Here is an 18,544-nt window from a genome sequence, read left to right on the forward strand (position 1 = left end):
CGATTTATCGTGAAGCGCCCAAAGGAATTTCCGGGTCAGGTTCGTGAGTCATACGATTACGCAAATCACGGCGAATAATTTCAATAGACCAGAACCAAATGAGATGGCCCACGATTTCTGATACATGTTCATACCAAGGAAGAACAAATAGCGAAGGCGTCAGACCCATCAATGGGAATGAAATCATATGGACAAATAATTGAGCCAGCGCACCAGCCAACAAACCCTGCCATAATTTTATTTTAGGAAATACTTCGGCAACAACGCAGTAACCTACGGCAAAAACAATAGAGAAAATAATATGCGTTACACCAACCCAATTGAATACGTGGCCGGCAAAGGTATAAACAGCCGCATTAGGATCAACGACGCCAAGCCAATCGCGTAAAAAAATGTAGGGAGGGTTAAGAAAGTTACGAGAACAATCAATTTGCTCAGCAGCTCTAATCAATGATTCGGGTGCACAAGCGCCACTAAACATATCAGTAGGGCTACGCGGTGGAAGCGGATTTTCTGCACCCCACTTTACGAAAGATGAAACAATACCTGCAATCAAACCAATAAAAGCAGCTAATCCATAGCGTCTCCGAGATGGAGATGTTTGTTCAAAAAAGTTCATTTTTTTACCAATCTAACCATTAAAGGTTATATTCTTACATAGGTATTATGTACTTATAAAGAGGTTAATTGATATATCCAACAATCTCTCTAGGTTATTTTGTTATTAGGAATGCGGTTTTAATTTTTATAAAATGACAATAAGAAATCACGAGTTGATTTTTTGTGAAATTTTTATTCAATAATTGAAAAACCAGATTCTATAACGTAGACGAAATGTATATTTACAGAGAGAGAAATGAATAATAACTCAGCAATAAAGTGTCAATAATAAATAGCCTGGTTATTTATTTGTGAAATAATAACAGTTCCGTAACTCATACTCTCACCTTGCATCACACATGACCCCGTGACAAAGAACGTCCCGGCACGTAGCCAGTAAAACTACATCAGCGAAGTAAAGCGTTCCTGCCAATCCCCTTCCGCATATATATTTTTATGGAATTGAAAATCAATTTTTATTCTTTTACATGCATAAGACAGCCCTTTAGAGTAGCGAAAAGACCGCCGTGTATGGCCTCATGACATTCGTAAAGGACACAGGGAATGGAAAAAAATCATCCGCAGGTTACGACTCTCGCCGCAGGATTACTCTCATTACTCTTCGCACTCAACCCCGGCGCTTACGCGGCGCAAGGTGCTGAAAAACCAGTAGCCGGCGGCATTCTGAATGTCGGTTTGGGCAGCGATACTCCCGTTATCGATCCGCACATTACCGCCTACGGCGTGGCCGCACTGATTTCCCGTAACGTTGTTGATTCACTGGTTGGGCAAGCAGAGGACAACCGCTTTACGCCTTGGTTGGCAGAAAGTTGGAAGATCAACGATAACAATACCGAATACACCTTCCATCTGCGCAAAGATGTCACGTTCAGCGACGGCACCAAGCTCGATGCAGAAGCCGTGAAATATAATATCGAACGCATTCTCGATCCAAAAACCACCTCCAGCTACGCCAAATCGCTGTTAGGCCCGATCGACAAAATATCAACGCCGGATGACTATACCATTGTGCTCCACTACAGCTCACCGTTTGCGGCGCTGTTACAGGGGTTGAGTCTACCGTATCTGGGCATTCAATCGCCGACTTACCTGAAGAACACGCCAAACACCAGTAATACCGTGGTGGGATCTGGGCCATTTATTCTCGATTCCTTTGTAAAAGGCAGCGGCAGCAAACTGACGAAACGCCCTGATTACAACTGGGGACCGGGCTATGCAAAACATACAGGCCCTGCTTATCTGGATGGTCTGGTATTCAAATATCTGCCGGAAGCATCAGTTCGCCTTGGCGCACTGAGCAGTGGACAGATTCAGGCAATTGATGCCGTACCGCCTGCCAATTTCCCAACGGTGAAACGTAATCCGAAACTGGAAGTCATCACCTATGAAAATCCAGGCGTTAACCGCGTGCTCTATCTCAACACCTCCAAAGGTCCTTTCCAGGACGTCGCGGTGCGTAAAGCATTCCAGAGCGCAGTAGACAGCAACGCCGCGGTAAAAGTCGCCTTCTTCGGTACGCTAAAAGCGGCCGATAACGTGCTCGGTCCAGCCACGCTGTACTACGATCCGAGCGTCGCGTCACGCTGGGGCTTTGATGTGAAAAAGGCCAACGACCTGCTGGATAACGCAGGCTGGAAACAGAAAGACAGCGCAGGGTTCCGTACCAAAGACGGCAAGCGCCTGAGCGTCAGCTTTGTCTATGCATCAACCAACGTTGAAGCAGCGGATGTCGCTCTGTTCCAGGCCGTGCAATTCCAGGTGAAACAAGCAGGCTTTGACGTCCAATTGACGCCAGTCGACGCAGGTGAATTCACCACGCGCACTAACGCTAACGAATACGACATCGCGTCTAACTTCTTCGTACGTGCAGAGCCCGATATTCTGCGTACCGTCTTTGATTCGGCCTATGCGCCACCGAACGGCAACGGCTTTACTCGTATCAGCGTGCTGGATGATAAGCTGAGAAAAGCCATCGGCGCAGGCGAAGCGGAACGTAAACAGCTCTATAGCGAAATACAGCGCGAAGTCATCGATCAGGCGTATGTCGTTCCTCTGTACGTTCCTGCTTACCAGCTCGGCTTGTCCAAACAGGTACAGGGCATAAGCTGGGCCACCAACGCAAAACCGAATTTCTATGATGTCTGGATTAAACGTTAACCTGCTCGCGTTAGGCAAACGTCTCTTCACCATTCTGGCTGTGCTCTGGGGCGCAGCCACATTGACGTTTATTGCCGTCAAACTGATCCCCGGCGATCCCGTTGCCATTCTCAGCGGCGGCGAAAACGTGGTGGATGCAGCCTATCGTGCCGTGCTCATCAAACAGTTTGGCTTGGATCAACCGCTGTGGGTGCAATACCTGCGCTACTGCGGGCAGGCGCTACAGGGTGATTTTGGCGTCAGCTATCTCTATCGCCAACCTGTCGGCTCCGTCATCGCAGATGCCATGCATCAAACCCTGCCGCTGGCATTTGGTGGTTTGGTATTGGCACTGTTCCTCGCTATCGTCAGTGCGCTACTCACCGCAGGTCGCTATGGCGTGTTACGCAGCGCCGTATCGTGGCTGGAACTGACGCTGCTTAGCACGCCAGTCTACTGGATCGGTATTGTGCTACTCAGCCTGTTCAGTTTTCGCCTGCAATGGTTCCCTGTCACTGGCAACGACGGTTTTATGTCGTTGGTATTACCGGTGATCACGTTAAGCCTGCCGATTGCCGCTATTCTGAGTCAGGTACTGCGTGATGGTCTGGAAGATGCGTTATCCCAGCCGTTCTCGTTAACCGTTCGTACTCGCGGTGTCAGCGAAATCCGACTGCGTTTCCGCCACGGTTTACGCCATGCGTCACTGGCCGCTTCAACGCTGACCGGTACGTTATTAGCAAGCGTGCTGGGGGGTTCCGTACTGACTGAAACCGTGTTTGGCCGCGCCGGTATCGGACAGGTCACGCTGAGCGCGATTGAAAACCGCGACATGCCGCTGGTGCTGGGTGTCGTTATGCTGTCCGCGTTCCTTTTCGTCGTCATCAATTTGCTGGTGGATGCGCTGTACCTCATCATCGATCCCCGCTTACGCAAGAAGGCGAGCGCCCATGAGTAGTGAACCCATGCCCCACACGCAGACACCATCAAGAAAACACTATCGCAGCCCGTGGCTGACCACCGCGACGCTGCTGCCCGCCGCTATTGTTTTCCTGCTGGCGCTGGCGGTCTTTTTTCCGTCACTGTTTACCAGTCGCGCCGCAGATGAAATGGATATGGGCGCGGTATTTCAGTCACCGAATGCCACCTATTGGTTCGGCACCGATCAGTTGGGGCGCGACATTTTTGCCCGCATCGTGCACGGTACGTCACTGTCGCTAGGTATTGGTGTCGGAGCGATGCTCATCGCCTGCTTCGGCGGCGTGCTGTTTGGTACGCTGTCGGTGCTCGCCCCGCTGCGTATTCGTCAGGTTCTGGTGCGCCTACTGGATATCATGCTGGCGTTTCCCGATCTGTTGCTGGCGCTCTTGGTGATCGCCGTGCTGGGACGTGGGCCGGAAAACACCATGCTGGCCGTCGGCTTGGCAGGCATTGCTGGCTATGCCCGTCTGATTCGTTCTCAGGTGCTACAGGTCAGGTTATCCGGCTATGTCGAGCATGCGATTGCGCTGGGTGAACACCCGTTATATATCGTCTTCCGCCATATCATTCCCAATACGCTGCGCCCGCTGCTGATTGTCGCCACCATTGGCGTCGGTCACGCCGTACTGTCAGCCTCAGCGCTGAGCTTTCTGGGGCTGGGCGTCGTCCCACCGACCGCAGAATGGGGCGCACTACTCGCCGACGGGCGTAATTTCCTTGATATCGCACCGTGGGTCAGCCTGCTACCCGCCAGCGTCGTCGCGCTGTCGGTGATTTCTATTACCGTGCTCGGTCGCCGTTTACAGGCTATTTTGGCAAAAGGAGAGGCACGATGAGCCTGAACACACCTTCTCACCCCTCTTCAGATACACCGGCGAAAACGCCGCTGCTGCGCGTGGACAGCTTGAGCGTGACGTTTCCCAGTCCCTTCGGTCCGATTCGTTCAGTTAAAAATCTCTCTTTTCAGGTTAATGCCGGAGAAATTCTGGCGTTAGTTGGCGAATCGGGTTCAGGGAAATCCGTCACGGCACGTACTCTGGTGGGATTATCCGGCGAAGGCGTCGATGTTCAGGCAAATACGATTGAACTCACGCGCCATGATGGCAGCCTATGCGATTTACGCTATCTGACCGATCGCGACTGGCGTGCGATTCGCGGCCGCGAAATTGGTTTTGTTTTGCAGGATGCACTGGTGTCTCTCGATCCGCTGCGCAAGATCGGGCAGGAGGTCGCCGAGCCGATTCTGACCCATCGCTTATTGCCTCGCCAACAGGTTCCCGCACGCGTAGCCGAACTCCTGAAACAAGCGGGCATCCCTGACCCAGAAAATCGAGCTGCACAGTACCCCCATGAGCTTTCCGGCGGCCTGCGTCAACGCGCGTTGATTGCTTCCGCGTTGGCAGCGGGTCCACAGTTGCTGATTGCCGATGAACCGACCACCGCGCTGGATGCTACGGTGCAGAAGCAGGTGCTAAAAGTCTTCACCGCATTGGCACAGGCGGGTCACGGTGTTCTACTGATCACCCACGATCTTGCCGTTGTCGCAGACGTCGCGGATCGCGTTATCGTCATGCAACAAGGTTCGCTGGTTGAAGGTGGCGAGGCACGGCAGATCCTGTCTGCGCCGACGCATCCCTATACCCGCAAACTGCTGGCGGCAATCCCAACAGCCTCCACGCGTGGCAAATGGCTGGCTGGAGCCGATCCATTACAGGGCGGTATTGCACCATCGCTGACAACCGAACGCATCAACACCGACACGGTAGCGCTGACGGCGGATCGGATTGCCGTATCATTCAAACGCCCGGACGGCAGTCGGATGCAGGCGGTGAATCAAGTTTCTCTTGAGATCAAACGTGGTGAAACACTGGGTATCGTCGGGGAGTCCGGTTCAGGTAAAACCACGCTGGGGAAAGTCATTCTGGCACTGCAAAAGCCGGACAGCGGCGACGTCCGATTAGCAGACAGCGCCTGGAGTACACTGACAGAACGCGAGCGCCGACCACTGCGTGCGCGCATTCAAACCATCACGCAAGATCCACTCAGTTCTTTCGATCCGCAATTTACCGTCGCACAGATTCTGAACCAGCCGCTGCGTTTGCGCCGCGATCTGAGCGAGGATGAGAAACAGCGTCGTATTCTGACACTGCTGGAATATGTCGGGCTGACACCCGACCTGCTAACCCGGCGTCCTAGAGCACTGTCTGGCGGACAACGTCAGCGTGTATCCATCGCACAGGCGTTGGCTTCAGAGCCAGAAATTCTGATCTGCGATGAGCCAGTATCAGCGTTAGATGTCACCACACAGGCGCAGGTGCTGGATTTGCTGGTCGCGTTGCAACGCCAGTTGGGGCTGACAATGCTGTTCATCTCCCACGATCTGGGCGTCGTGCAGCACATGAGCCACCGTATCGCGGTAATGAAAGACGGGGATATCGTAGAAACGGGACCGGTCGAGCAGATCTTCAACCAGCCACAGCATCCTTACACGCGTTTATTGCTCTCGACGGTGGCGGAATAGCGCTGTTGACGTGTAGTGGCACGCTAAATTTGGCGAATGGGTAATCTCAGAGGACAGGATTAAGGGTTTTAGTAACCGGCTTCTTTTTGATGCTTGACGGTCAGGATCACCACTCTGTCAGTCAGTTCATCATGGCGGTAAAGCATCACGTACCCGCTGCTGCCGAATTCGATCACCAGTTCCTGATATTCAAGAGGGAGATGTTCAACGGGTCGCCCGATATTCGGCAGCGCTTCTAACTGACGAATGCCCCGAATCAAAACTTCAGCGGCCTTTTTCGCAGCCAGCGCATTTTTGTTTTTTAGAAAATCCTGCAGACGCTGCAAATCACGTCTTGCGCGTTCTGAAACAATCACTTGTGGCATGCAGGCGCATCCTGTTCATGCCCAGAACCCCAGGATTCTAACCAGGTGACCGTCTCATCGGCGGTGATGTGTTCGCCGGTGTTCTGGTATTCCTCCCACGCGGCCAGCGCCTCTTTACGGTACTGACTGCGTTTTTCTTCACGCTCCACGTATTCGGCGATGGCTTCCAGCATTAGCGCATGGGCTGAGCTATGGCGGTCATCGGCCAACGTTTTCAGTCGTTCTTTAATGTCCTGATCGATGCGCAGCGTCGTGGTTTGGCGTGGCGTGTCAGCCATGATGTGCTCCGATTAATATCACTGGTGTCACCAATGATATTAACCCTGAATGATGCGGGTGTCACTCCACATTCAGGAAGCGCTGGCGGTAGGCGCTGGGCGAAACACCGAACGCCTGATGGAACACCACAGAAAAGTAATTGCTGTCTTCAAAACCGCACAGTGCCGCAACTTCACCAATCGTTTGCAAATCATAACGCAGCAACTCCATCGCTTTGCATAGCCGTAGCTGACGCAGGTAATGCGGTACGCTCATGCCCGTTTGTTCTTTAAAGCGCGAACGCAAACTGCGGGCGCTAAAGTGGTGCTGTTCGCAGAAGGCTTCAAAACGGAACGGTGCGGCAATACTGGCGCGTAGGGCATTCATCAACATATCTAGCTGGTGGGCATCCGCCAATTGCGGATTATCCGGCGTGTGGCGATAGCGCGCTGCCAGCAAAGCGATCTGCAACAGCAGTGCCTCACTCAGTTGCAGCGACAATGCATCCGATTTCATACACTCCTGCGTCAGCGCATCCACCTTCTCACGAATGGTATCCATACCTTCTGAGCCCAAACACCAGTGGCGCTGGCTTTGCGGATGCTCTCCACCCGGCAGTAACGTGTGCCAGTCGGCGGATAACGTCAGGCGATTGCGAATATAGAGAATGTTGTCCAATTCAAGCTCGTGGACGGATTCATAGCTGTGACGATCGTGCGCGGAAACATAGAACATATCGCCGCGGGTAATACGGTAAGGCACATCATTCCAGAGATGTAGCCCATTGCCACGCCAGACAATAACTAATTCGTCAAAATCATGATGATGCAGCGGAAACACCGGCTGCGGGTGCCGTTCGGCAACCATCACGGCATTCTTGTCAGTGAGGAAATAGTCTTCAGTCTGTAATTTCAAACCCCGTATTGCTGTCGCCATTTCCTCACCCGCAGTGACTATTGCCTACTCTTCACGAGAAAACGCCTGATGGCGTAGTGATTTGGGCGCCTGCGAGAATGCCTTGCGGAATTGCGTCGAGAAGTGATTGCTGTCGCTAAATCCACAGGCGTGCGCAATGGTGGTGATCGAGTCATCACTCTGCTGCAACCGCCGACGTGCCTCCAGCAATCTTAACCGATTCAGATAGCGTTGTGGTGTCATACCCGTGTGTTGTTTTAGCTGACGGTGCAATGTACGCAGCGGAAGCGAAAACTGATCGGCCAGACCGCCCCAGTTAACCTCTTCACTGTAATTATTTTGCAGCCAGCCCAACAGCGCTTGTACTCCCTGACGCTCGGAGCCGTTACCCTGCGTTTGGAAACAGTGCTGACGCAGTTGCACCAAAATTTGCAGAAACAGGCTCTCGCTGGCGGCAATCGCTTCCGGCGCATCGCTCTGCGCCAGATCCGCCAGGCTGTTCAGCGACTGCTTCAATTGTTGCATCCCCACCGCATTCACCTGCCACTGCCCTTGCCACTCGCCATTTGGACCATACGGCAAAAATGCGGCGATATCAGACAGGAAACGAAACCCGCGCGGCGAGCGGTACAACATGTTGGTCAGGCACAATCCTTCTACATCTTCGAACAGATGCCGATCGTTATCGCGAACAAAGAACACCGTCCCGCTACACAGTGCGTAGGGTTGGTCGTTAAATACATGGACACCAGCGCCCTGCTCCACCAGCACAATTTCCCAGAAATCATGATAATGCTCAGGAAAGGCCGTCTGTGGGGTACGCGGCTCTACCGCGACCGTCACGGCACGCGAAGTAAAAAAATCATCACCACGAAGTAACGTCATTTCAGCTCTCCATTCAGCCTTTGGCAAAAATGCGACCTTTGAAAAATACAGCCGTTGAAAAAGGCAGTCTTTGAAAAAGAGTAGTCATAAGCCACAAAACCAGCCTTCAAATACCGTCACCCACGCGCCGTCTGACTGCACTTTTTTTAAGATCGCTCCGCCTAATTGATTGAAGTGTGGCAAGGATCACACGGCGTTTTCCCTGATTTTTTCATGGTTATTCTCTGAGTAATTTCCCAGATTGTGAGCCCTTTCACGGTCAGCTTTGTCATTTTGCCAATCGCCTGTTACAGGTGGCACTCACCGGAAGGTGGCTTCTGTTACCGATCCTTACACTGCAACACATTCAACGATAAGGAGTGGCGGCTATGGCGGTGAAGAATATCGTGGCGGTGGATTTGGGCGCATCCAGCGGTCGGGTGATGCTGGCGACGTTCCATACCGCAACGCAGCATCTGACGCTGAAAGAAATTCACCGTTTCAGCAACACGCTGATTTTTCAGGACGGTCATCACCAGTGGGATCTGGCCACACTGGAACACGACATTCTTACTGGATTACACCAAATTGATGCTACGGGTCTCGCCCCCGATAGCATTGGGATAGACAGTTGGGGCGTGGACTATGTGCTACTCGATAAAAACGGACAGCGCGTCGGCCTACCGTATTCTTATCGCGACCATCGTACCGACGGTGTGATGGCTGCCGTCACCGCTGAGCTGGGCCGTGAGGCCATCTATCAACGTACCGGCATTCAGTTTCTGCCGTTCAATACGCTGTACCAGCTCAAAGCGCTGTGCGACATGCCTCCCGACGATCGGGATCGAGTAGAGCATTTGCTGATGATCCCCGACTATTTTCACTATCGCCTCACGGGTCAACGGGTCTGCGAATACACCAACGCCAGCACGACTCAACTGCTCAATCTGGAACAGAAAACCTGGGACGGCGAACTACTGGACTATCTGGATGTGCCGCGCCGCTGGTTGAGCGATCCAGTGCAGCCGGGGCACGCCGTCGGGAATTGGGCCGCGCCGAGCGGGCGGCAGATTCCCGTTACCGCCGTCGCGACGCACGATACCGCCAGCGCGGTAGTCGGTGCACCGTTGCAGAGCCGCGACAGCGCCTACCTCAGTTCTGGCACGTGGTCGCTGATGGGCATCGAGAGCGACACCCCGTTTAACTGCCCTCAGGCGCTAGCAGCCAATATCACCAATGAAGGTGGCGTAGACGGCACCTATCGGGTGCTGAAAAATATCATGGGCCTGTGGCTGCTACAGCGCGTTTGTCAGGAGCGTGGCATCAAGGATTTAGGCGCATTGATTCAGTCCGCCGCCGCCCTGCCCGCTTTTGTTAGCCTCGTTAATCCTAATGACGAACGCTTTATCAACCCACCGTCCATGCATCAGGCAATCCGTGACTATTGCCGTGAGCACGGTCAACCCATTCCCCAAAGCGATGCCGAGCTGGCACGCTGCATTTTCGACAGCCTCGCCTTGCTCTACCGGCAGGTCGTGTTGGAGTTGGGCGAATTGCGTCATGCGCCAATCCGCCAGTTGCATATTGTCGGCGGCGGCAGCCAGAACGCGTTTCTGAACCAACTGTGTGCTGATGTATGCCAGATCCCAGTTCTCGCCGGGCCGGTCGAAGCCTCTACGCTCGGCAATATCGGCTGCCAATTGATGGCGCTAGGTGCTGTCACCGACCTTACTGCATTCCGTCACATGCTGACTCATAACTTCCCTCTGCATCGCTATACCCCGCGTGCAGAGAGTGATTTTGCCGGGCACTGGCGTCGCTTTCAGGCGCTCAGCCAGCCAGAAACCGCCCCACAGGGCAAAAAGGAGACTACGCAATGAGCACACCAATTGAAACCGCATGGCAGTTGGCAAAAGCGCGTTATGCCAGCCTGAATATTGACGTAGAGGCCGCGCTGGAACAGCTCGACCAGATTCCGGTGTCAATGCATTGCTGGCAGGGCGATGATGTGGCCGGATTCGAAAACACTGGCGGGCCATTAACGGGCGGTATTCAGGCCACCGGCAACTACCCCGGTAAGGCAAGTACGCCGGATGAACTGCGTGCCGATCTGGAGCAGGCATTTGCATTGATCCCCGGCCCCAAGCGGCTGAACCTGCACGCTATCTATCTGGAATCCGCACAGCCTGTCGCCCGTAACGAAATTGCCCCAGAACATTTCAGCTCTTGGGTTGCGTGGGCCAAGCGCCACCAGCTTGGGCTAGACTTTAACCCGACCTGCTTTTCTCATCCGCTGAGTGCAGACGGCTTTACGCTGTCACACCCAGACGAAAAAGTGCGCCGCTTCTGGATTGAGCACTGTCAGGCAAGCCGCCGGATTTCTGCTTACTTCGGTCGCGAACTCGGTACGCCGTCAGTCATGAACATCTGGGTGCCGGACGGCATGAAAGATTTAACCATCGATCGTCTGGCATTCCGCCAGCGGCTGCTCAGCGCACTGGATGAGGTCATCGCCGAACCGCTCGATCAGGCACACCATATCGACGCCGTGGAAAGCAAGCTGTTCGGGATCGGCGCGGAAAGTTTTACCGTCGGCTCCAGCGAATTTTGTCTCGGCTACGCAGCCAGCCGCGGCACCGCACTCTGTCTGGATGCCGGACACTTCCATCCGACGGAAGTGATTTCCGACAAGATCTCCAGCGCGATTCTTTACGTCCCCCGCCTGTTGCTGCACGTCAGCCGCCCGGTGCGCTGGGACAGCGATCATGTCGTGCTGCTGGATGACGAAACGCAGGCTATCGCTCACGAGATCGTGCGCCATAAATTGCTTAATCGCGTCCATATCGGGCTCGATTTCTTTGATGCCTCAATCAACCGCATCGCGGCCTGGGTCATCGGCACGCGCAATATGAAGAAAGCTCTGTTGCGCGCGCTGCTGGAACCCACGGAAACGCTGCGCACATTGGAGCAAAACGGCGATTACACCGCACGTCTGGCGTTGCTGGAAGAGCAAAAATCGCTGCCGTGGCAAGCCGTGTGGGAGCACTACTGCCAGCGCCATGACGTCATCCCAGGCAGCGACTGGCTGCAACAGGTACGTCAGTATGAAGAAACTATCCTCACTCAACGTCAAGGGTAAGACTATGCAAGCAATTCTCTCTTCCTGGTTTGTACAGGGAATGGTTAAAGCCACCAGCGACATGTGGCTCAAAGGCTGGGACGAACGTAACGGCGGTAACGTCAGCCTGCGCCTGACGGCTGAGGATGTGACGCCTTATGAAAGCGATTTCTATCCGCAGCCGCGTCATGAAGCGCTATCACAGCCAATGCCAGAACTGGCGGACTGCTGGTTTATCGTTACGGGCTCCGGCAAGTTCTTCCGCAACGTTCAACTGGACCCGGCGGATTCACTGGTGGTGTTGCAGATCGATAGCGACGGCAAAGGCTACCGCATCTTCTGGGGGCTGACCAACGGCGGGTTGCCAACCTCTGAACTGGCCTCGCATTTCCAGTCGCACATTGTGCGCATGGGTGTGACCCACGGACACGATCGCGTCATCATGCACTGCCACGCAACCAATCTGATCGCCCTGAGCTATGTGCTAGAACTGGATACCGCCAAGTTCACCCGTGAGCTATGGGAAGGTAGCACGGAGTGTCTGGTCGTCTTCCCTGACGGCGTAGGCATTGTGCCGTGGATGGTGCCGGGCACCGATGCCATTGGCGATGCCACCTCCGAGCAAATGAAGCGTCATTCGTTGGTACTGTGGCCATTTCACGGCATTTTCGGTACTGGCCCAACGCTGGATGACGCCTTCGGCCTGATCGATACTGCCGAGAAATCCGCCGAAGTTATGGTGAAAGTCATCTCGATGGGCGGTAAGAAACAAACGATCTCTACCGAAGAGCTGATCGCACTGGGTAAACGTTTCGGCGTCACTCCGCTGGAAGCCGCGCTGCGCGTGTAGTTTAGATAATACGTGTAGTTTAGATAATACGTGTAGTTCAGATAATGCATAGGCGCATACAACATTGCCTTCAATCTCAAAACGCCACGGCATACCATCGTGGCGTTCTGTTCTGCTAACGATGATGAGGACGCAGCCATGTTGCGTAAAGCTTTTGTGATGTCGGTTTTTCCTGACTGCCACGACGAATATCAGCGTCGTCATAACCCGATCTGGCCGGAATTGGCCGAGGTGCTGAAAAACCACGGGGCGCACCACTACAGCATTTTTCTAGACGAGCAACGCAACCTGCTCTTCGGTTATGTAGAAGTCGAATCCGAAGCGCGCTGGGAGGCGATTGCGCAAACGGAAGTCTGCCAACGCTGGTGGAAACACATGAGCGACGTGATGCCCGCCAACCCCGATAACAGCCCGGTCAGCGCTGCACTGAAACCTGTGTTTTATCTGGACTGAGTAATGCTTTGAACTAAGAATAATCCTGCGGAGGTAATATAATAAATATATTACCTCCGTAATTTGATGAATAAAGAAATGAAAAGAAACTATTTGTCATTTAATGAATAAATTCTGTTACAGACAATTGTTATTTTAAAAGATATAAATAACTATAGATTGTTGACGATAGTCACATTTTATTTATCCCATTTGTGAATACCCCTCTTTACATCAATAATAAAAACATTTATTAAAATAATTTTTAACCCTCCATTGTCAGGGTAAATATATTATCAATTTTTGATTTATCAGGATTTAGTGTTGACATGGCAATGCAGAGTGACATTAAACTCCGTTTATTCATTAAGGCCAATTTATCGAATTCCGTATTATAAAGATCTTATTTTCTTTGCCGTTATCACTACTACCTTCTCTATATAATCAATAAGAATAGCGATGAAATTTTCTCAACTCACAGTGCTTTCCAAGTTATTACTCGGCTTTTCCGTGCTGATAGCAATGATGTTGCTATTAGGTGTGGTTTCACTACTCCAGCTTAGCGTTAATAATAGTCGTATTGATGAATTAAGCAGCAGCAGCCTACCCGGCGTACGATATAGCCTGGAAATGCGCGGTTCGTTATCTGAAACGCGCTTACAGCAAGTACAGTATATTGATTCCAAAACCCCCGAAGAACGCGAAGGCCATCGCAAAGAGTTACTGCAAAACGCCGATACCTTTCTTAACGCATTAAAAAACTATCAAACGGTTGCCAGCAATGAGGATAAAAAAGCACTGATCAAGGTGATTGGCGAAAACTTCTCTGCTTTCAACTCAGTCAACGCCACGCTGATTGACATCGTGAATCGGGGCGATCTGGCAGAAGCCAGTAAAATCAGTGGAGCCAGCTCCGGCAAGTATCGCAGCCAGCTCATGAAAGACCTGGCGAAACTCGTCGAGATGGAAATCGCAACAACAAAAACTATCGTAGACAGCGCCGAAACGACATACCGTACCTCACAATACTACGTGTGGGGGCTGCTGGTGTTGGCTCTGCTGGCAACCATTGCTATCGCTACGATTATTTCACGTAATATTTCTCGTCAGCTCGGCGGCGATCCTCATTACGCACAAGAAATCATGACCGAGATTGCGTCCGGTAACCTGACAGCAAAAATCCAGCTGCGTCAGGGCGACAACTCGAGTCTGCTCGCGTCAATCAACCACATGAACCAACAGTTGATGAACATCGTGCATACCATCATGAACGGCAGTGAATCCATCTCGCTGGCATCCAGCGAAATTGCTCAAGGTAACAGTGACTTGTCACAGCGTACCGAAGAGCAGGCTGCTTCGTTGATTCAGGCATCGGCCAACATGCAGCAGTTGACACACACCGTGCGGCAGAATGCGGATAACGCTAAAGAAGCCAGCCAGTTGGCGCAGCAAACGTCGGAAACCGCCTCTCAAGGTGGGCTCATCGTGGATGATATGCTTAAACGTATGCACGAGATCTCCGACAGTTCACAGAAAATTGTCGATATTATCGCCGTGATCGAAGGTATTGCCTTCCAGACGAATATCCTGGCATTGAATGCCGCAGTAGAAGCGGCCAGAGCAGGAAGCGAAGGGAAAGGTTTTGCCGTTGTGGCTGGCGAAGTTCGGACGCTGGCACAGAAGAGCGCCAACGCCGCCAAAGAGATCAAAACGCTGATTGAAGGCACCGTGGAGAAGATCACCGACGGTTCCGCACGGGCAGATAAAGCCAGTCAGGCGATGTCGGAGATTGTGCAGTCGGTGAAAAAAGTGACGGATATCGTGGCGGAAATTTCTCAGGCATCCAACGAGCAGCATATTGGCATCAAAGAGATCAGCGTCGCGGTAGAACAAATGGATCGAGTCACCCAGCAGAACGCCGCGCTGGTGGAAGAATCCGCCACGGCAGCACATGCCATGACAGAACAGGGCGAACAGCTGCGCGATGCCGTTCGTTTCTTCAAAGTTAATCAGGACCACATGCTGAGAATTCATTAATTCTCAGCAGCCCCGCTGGCTACCCGGCGGGGCGACCATTTGTTTCTAACTCATTTGTTTCTCATTCATTTCTTTTCCGACCTCTCTCCGCCGTGCAGTACGCCACCGTAACACCCGCTGATTGGCAACAAGCCCCTCTGATGTCACTCATGAGTAAACGTTGACGTGCGGTTTAGGCAAACTGAGTTATGGTTGCACCACTAAACTATGTACTTTGTTTCTACGTACTCTGTTTCTACGTACTTTGTTTTTACGAACTTTGCTTCGCAAACCGACAACTATTTCGCTACATGGCGATAAGGAGACAACATGGACGAGCACCCTAGATGGCCCGGTGAACCGCATCCGTTAGAATAAGGACCGTCTTCTTCCCCGACCTCTCTGTTCTCTCGCCTGCGCCGTTTACCTCCCTTAATACCTTCATTTTTTCCGCTTTACGTCCCTTTATCCGGGATGCGCGCCCGTACGCGGCGGACAGGCAACATTAAGAGAGCAGTATCATGACCGATATGATCACGCAAACGGGGCATCATCACGCCCGTAAGACCCCCACGGCCACCTTTGCGATTGCCCGTGAGGCGCAAAACAGCCTCGACCAAACGCTGGCTAACCTGAATACCCACCTGCACGGCTTAAGCCATGATGATGTCATTGAGCGCCAGCAAACCTATGGCGAAAACCGCGTCGCCCATGAAAAAGCGCCACACGCACTGGTGCAGCTAGCCGCCGCATTTAATAATCCGTTTATTTACGTGCTGATGGCGCTGGCCGCTATCAGCTTTTTCACCGATTACTGGCTACCGCTGCGTGACCATGAAGAGACGTCGCTTACTGGTGTTGTCATCATTCTGGTGATGGTTAGCCTGAGCGGCCTGCTGCGCTTCTGGCAAGAGTTTCGTACCAATAAAGCCGCAGAGGCGCTGAAATCTATGGTACGCACAACGGCCACCGTACTACGACGCCCTCACGCCAGCGCCACTGCTGTCATGCAGGAAATCCCTCTTCAACAACTGGTTCCCGGCGATATCCTGACCCTCTCAGCCGGCGACATGGTGCCTGCGGATATCCGGCTGGTGGAATCACGCGATCTGTTCGTCAGTCAGGCAGTGCTGACCGGTGAATCGCTGCCGATCGAAAAATACGATGTCTTCAGCGATATCAGTGCCAAAGGCTGTCAGCCCACTGGCGGCGGAGAAAGCGATCTGCTGGCGTTATCCAACATTTGCCTAATGGGAACCAACATCTCCAGCGGCACGGCGACGGCAATCGTGGTGGCAACCGGCAGCCATACCTATTTCGGTTCGCTGGCAAAATCCATCGTCGGCACGCGTTCCCAAACCGCCTTCGACCGCGGTGTTAACAGCGTAAGCTGGCTGCTGATCCGCTTTATGATCGTGATGGTGCCTGTCGTACTACTGATTAACGGCTTCACCAAAGGTGACTGGATGGAGGCCAGCCTGTTTGCACTGGCGGTCGCGGTCGGCCTGACGCCGGAAATGCTGCCGATGATTGTTTCTTCCAATCTGGCAAAAGGCGCGATCGCCATGGCGCGACGCAAAGTGGTGGTCAAACGGCTGAACGCGATTCAGAATTTTGGCGCAATGGATGTGTTGTGCACCGATAAAACCGGCACGCTAACGCAGGATCGTATCATCCTTGAGCATCACCTCAATACGCAGGGCCAGGTCGATGAGAGCGTGCTGCAACTCGCCTGGCTTAACAGCGCGCATCAGAGCGGTATGAAAAACCTGATGGATCAGGCCATCATGCAATTTGGTCGCCATAATCCTGCCATTGCCGCACTGGGCCGCTACCGCAAAATCGATGAGCTGCCGTTTGACTTTATCCGCCGCCGCCTGTCCATCATCGTGGCCGATGAGCACAACCAACAGCGCCTGATTTGCAAAGGTGCGGTAGAAGAAATGCTGGCCGTTGCTACACATGTCAGTGAGAACGGGCAGCGGCATGAGCTGGACGACGAGCGCCGCCACACGCTGAAAAAACTGGCAGAAAGCTACAACCAGCAAGGGTTCCGCGTGCTGATGATCGGCACACGCGGACTGAGCCCAGTGGGCAGCACCCTGCCGCTCAGCGCCGAGGATGAACGCGATCTCACCCTCTGCGGCCTGCTGACGTTCCTCGATCCGCCGAAAGAAAGCGCCTCTGCCGCGATTCGCGCCCTGCATGAAAACGGTGTGGCCGTTAAAGTCCTGACGGGCGACAACGCGATTATTACCAGCAAGATCTGTCGCGATGTCGGGCTGGAACCGGGTGAGGTACTGGAAGGGAATACTATTGATGCGCTTAGCGATGAACAGCTCGGCGTACTGGTAGAACAGCGCACCATTTTTGCCCGGCTGACCCCGCTACAAAAATCCCGCGTGCTGAAGGCGCTGCAAGGCAATAATCATACGGTTGGCTTTTTGGGCGACGGCATCAACGATGCGCCCGCTCTGCGCGATGCCGATATCGGGATTTCCGTCGATACCGGCACGGATATCGCCAAAGAATCAGCCGATATCATTCTCTTGGAAAAGAACCTGATGGTGCTGGAAGAAGGCGTCATCAAAGGGCGAGAAACGTTCGGTAATATCATCAAATACCTGAACATGACCGCCAGTTCCAACTTCGGCAACGTGTTTTCCGTGCTGGTCGCCAGCGCCTTTATTCCTTTCCTACCGATGCTGGCGATTCATCTGCTAATTCAGAACCTGATGTACGACATCTCTCAGTTGTCGCTACCGTGGGACAAAATGGATAAAGAGTTCCTGCGCAAACCCCGCAAATGGGATGCTAAAAACATCGGGCGTTTCATGCTGTGTATTGGACCGACGTCATCGATTTTTGACATCACCACCTACGCACTGATGTGGTTCGTGTTTGCCGCCAACAGCGTCGAGCATCAGGCGCTGTTCCAGTCAGGCTGGTTCATTGAGGGGTTGCTGTCACAAACGCTGGTGGTGCACATGCTGCGCACCCAGAAGATTCCGTTCATTCAGAGTACGGCGGCGCTGCCAGTAATGTTGATGACCGGACTGGTGATGGCGCTGGGCGTCTACCTACCCTTCTCTCCGCTGGGGCCGTTGGTCGGCTTGCAGCCGCTGCCGTGGGAATATTTCCCTTGGTTGGTCGCCACGCTGATTGGCTACTGCACCGTCGCACAGCTGGTCAAGCGCGCCTACATCCGCCGCTTCGGCCAATGGTTCTAATCCTTTCGTCACATCTTCACGGCGGGCGCGCTATTACCCGCCGTATCACGATACGACTCACAGTAATCCAGATAGCAAAAATACCGGCATCAAGGCAAAAAAACGCATACCACCTTAGATGTACGATAAGTTAAAGATCTCATTGCAAAAAATCACATAACCCATTAAATAATAATAAATATATTTTCATCAATATGGTGGTATTCGGAATAGGCGTGATTTTTTTAAGGGAACGAT

General features: G+C 52.9%; 15 protein-coding genes. 10 read left to right on the forward strand and 5 right to left on the reverse strand.

Annotation, left to right across the window (positions count from 1 at the left end):
• Positions 1-4 precede the first annotated feature (4 nt).
• Positions 5-619, reverse strand: a complete 615-nt coding sequence (locus A6301_RS20135; RefSeq protein ID WP_107170810.1) for a YagU family protein — start codon at positions 617-619, stop codon at positions 5-7.
• Between the two features lie 545 nt (positions 620-1,164).
• Between A6301_RS20135 and A6301_RS20140 the strand changes: the two genes are divergently transcribed.
• The 4 genes from A6301_RS20140 to A6301_RS20155 are packed head-to-tail and all read left to right on the forward strand — an operon-like array spanning position 1,165 to position 6,259.
• Positions 1,165-2,778 carry an ABC transporter substrate-binding protein gene (locus tag A6301_RS20140; RefSeq protein ID WP_234258583.1) on the forward strand — a complete coding sequence of 538 codons (1,614 nt, stop codon included), beginning with the start codon at positions 1,165-1,167 and terminating at the stop codon, positions 2,776-2,778.
• On the forward strand, positions 2,756-3,715 hold the full coding sequence (locus tag A6301_RS20145) for an ABC transporter permease (protein ID WP_107170808.1): 960 nt from the start codon (positions 2,756-2,758) through the stop codon (positions 3,713-3,715). Before A6301_RS20140 ends, A6301_RS20145 begins: the two co-directional genes overlap by 23 nt.
• Positions 3,708-4,574: an ABC transporter permease gene (locus A6301_RS20150; protein ID WP_234258584.1), complete on the forward strand. Its 867-nt coding sequence runs from the start codon at positions 3,708-3,710 to the stop codon at positions 4,572-4,574. The genes A6301_RS20145 and A6301_RS20150 overlap by 8 nt, the downstream gene beginning before the upstream one ends.
• Entirely contained in the window at positions 4,571-6,259 is a 1,689-nt protein-coding gene (locus tag A6301_RS20155; protein WP_234258585.1) for an ABC transporter ATP-binding protein, read from the forward strand. The genes A6301_RS20150 and A6301_RS20155 overlap by 4 nt, the downstream gene beginning before the upstream one ends.
• A gap of 68 nt (positions 6,260-6,327) precedes the next feature.
• Here A6301_RS20155 and A6301_RS20160 read toward each other — a convergent pair whose 3' ends face one another.
• From A6301_RS20160 to rhaS, 4 genes are all read right to left on the reverse strand, one after another.
• Positions 6,328-6,624: a type II toxin-antitoxin system RelE/ParE family toxin gene (locus tag A6301_RS20160; RefSeq protein WP_234258586.1), complete on the reverse strand. Its 297-nt coding sequence runs from the start codon at positions 6,622-6,624 to the stop codon at positions 6,328-6,330.
• Complete coding sequence (locus tag A6301_RS20165; RefSeq protein WP_012822277.1) at positions 6,612-6,902, reverse strand: CopG family ribbon-helix-helix protein; 291 nt, start codon at positions 6,900-6,902, stop codon at positions 6,612-6,614. The genes A6301_RS20160 and A6301_RS20165 overlap by 13 nt, the downstream gene beginning before the upstream one ends.
• A gap of 61 nt (positions 6,903-6,963) precedes the next feature.
• Positions 6,964-7,818, reverse strand: a complete 855-nt coding sequence (locus tag A6301_RS20170; protein WP_205540880.1) for a helix-turn-helix domain-containing protein — start codon at positions 7,816-7,818, stop codon at positions 6,964-6,966.
• Positions 7,819-7,842: 24 nt separating this feature from the next.
• Positions 7,843-8,682 carry an HTH-type transcriptional activator RhaS gene (rhaS, locus tag A6301_RS20175; protein ID WP_205540879.1) on the reverse strand — a complete coding sequence of 280 codons (840 nt, stop codon included), beginning with the start codon at positions 8,680-8,682 and terminating at the stop codon, positions 7,843-7,845.
• Between the two features lie 368 nt (positions 8,683-9,050).
• On the opposite strand from rhaS, the gene rhaB reads away from it, so the two are divergent.
• The 6 genes from rhaB to mgtA all read left to right on the forward strand — a co-directional run bounded on the left by rhaB (position 9,051) and on the right by mgtA (position 18,307).
• Positions 9,051-10,541 (forward strand): rhamnulokinase, encoded by a 1,491-nt coding sequence (gene rhaB / locus A6301_RS20180; protein WP_205540878.1) that lies wholly within the window; start codon positions 9,051-9,053, stop codon positions 10,539-10,541.
• Positions 10,538-11,800: an L-rhamnose isomerase gene (locus A6301_RS20185; protein WP_107170802.1), complete on the forward strand. Its 1,263-nt coding sequence runs from the start codon at positions 10,538-10,540 to the stop codon at positions 11,798-11,800. Before rhaB ends, A6301_RS20185 begins: the two co-directional genes overlap by 4 nt.
• 4 nt (positions 11,801-11,804) lie before the next feature.
• Complete coding sequence (gene rhaD, locus A6301_RS20190) at positions 11,805-12,629, forward strand: rhamnulose-1-phosphate aldolase (protein WP_107170801.1); 825 nt, start codon at positions 11,805-11,807, stop codon at positions 12,627-12,629.
• A 138-nt stretch (positions 12,630-12,767) separates the two neighbouring features.
• Positions 12,768-13,082: an L-rhamnose mutarotase gene (gene rhaM / locus A6301_RS20195; protein WP_107170848.1), complete on the forward strand. Its 315-nt coding sequence runs from the start codon at positions 12,768-12,770 to the stop codon at positions 13,080-13,082.
• A gap of 438 nt (positions 13,083-13,520) precedes the next feature.
• Positions 13,521-15,098 (forward strand): methyl-accepting chemotaxis protein, encoded by a 1,578-nt coding sequence (locus A6301_RS20200; protein ID WP_234258587.1) that lies wholly within the window; start codon positions 13,521-13,523, stop codon positions 15,096-15,098.
• 500 nt (positions 15,099-15,598) lie between these two features.
• Positions 15,599-18,307 carry a magnesium-translocating P-type ATPase gene (gene mgtA / locus A6301_RS20205; RefSeq protein ID WP_234258588.1) on the forward strand — a complete coding sequence of 903 codons (2,709 nt, stop codon included), beginning with the start codon at positions 15,599-15,601 and terminating at the stop codon, positions 18,305-18,307.
• Positions 18,308-18,544 lie beyond the last annotated feature (237 nt).

It is taken from the genome of Pectobacterium sp. IFB5596 (genome assembly GCF_021432585.1).
Classification (GTDB): Bacteria; Pseudomonadota; Gammaproteobacteria; order Enterobacterales; family Enterobacteriaceae; genus Pectobacterium; species Pectobacterium punjabense.

Bases quoted from the DNA above. Each gene is read 5' to 3' on its own strand.
- A6301_RS20135 (WP_107170810.1), bottom strand. From the start codon at position 619: ATGAACTTTTTTGAACAAACATCTCCATCTCGGAGACGCTATGGATTA.
- A6301_RS20140 (WP_234258583.1), top strand. From the start codon at position 1,165: ATGGAAAAAAATCATCCGCAGGTTACGACTCTCGCCGCAGGATTACTC.
- A6301_RS20145 (WP_107170808.1), top strand. From the start codon at position 2,756: ATGATGTCTGGATTAAACGTTAACCTGCTCGCGTTAGGCAAACGTCTC.
- A6301_RS20150 (WP_234258584.1), top strand. From the start codon at position 3,708: ATGAGTAGTGAACCCATGCCCCACACGCAGACACCATCAAGAAAACAC.
- A6301_RS20155 (WP_234258585.1), top strand. From the start codon at position 4,571: ATGAGCCTGAACACACCTTCTCACCCCTCTTCAGATACACCGGCGAAA.
- A6301_RS20160 (WP_234258586.1), bottom strand. From the start codon at position 6,624: ATGCCACAAGTGATTGTTTCAGAACGCGCAAGACGTGATTTGCAGCGT.
- A6301_RS20165 (WP_012822277.1), bottom strand. From the start codon at position 6,902: ATGGCTGACACGCCACGCCAAACCACGACGCTGCGCATCGATCAGGAC.
- A6301_RS20170 (WP_205540880.1), bottom strand. From the start codon at position 7,818: ATGGCGACAGCAATACGGGGTTTGAAATTACAGACTGAAGACTATTTC.
- rhaS (WP_205540879.1), bottom strand. From the start codon at position 8,682: ATGACGTTACTTCGTGGTGATGATTTTTTTACTTCGCGTGCCGTGACG.
- rhaB (WP_205540878.1), top strand. From the start codon at position 9,051: ATGGCGGTGAAGAATATCGTGGCGGTGGATTTGGGCGCATCCAGCGGT.
- A6301_RS20185 (WP_107170802.1), top strand. From the start codon at position 10,538: ATGAGCACACCAATTGAAACCGCATGGCAGTTGGCAAAAGCGCGTTAT.
- rhaD (WP_107170801.1), top strand. From the start codon at position 11,805: ATGCAAGCAATTCTCTCTTCCTGGTTTGTACAGGGAATGGTTAAAGCC.
- rhaM (WP_107170848.1), top strand. From the start codon at position 12,768: ATGTTGCGTAAAGCTTTTGTGATGTCGGTTTTTCCTGACTGCCACGAC.
- A6301_RS20200 (WP_234258587.1), top strand. From the start codon at position 13,521: ATGAAATTTTCTCAACTCACAGTGCTTTCCAAGTTATTACTCGGCTTT.
- mgtA (WP_234258588.1), top strand. From the start codon at position 15,599: ATGACCGATATGATCACGCAAACGGGGCATCATCACGCCCGTAAGACC.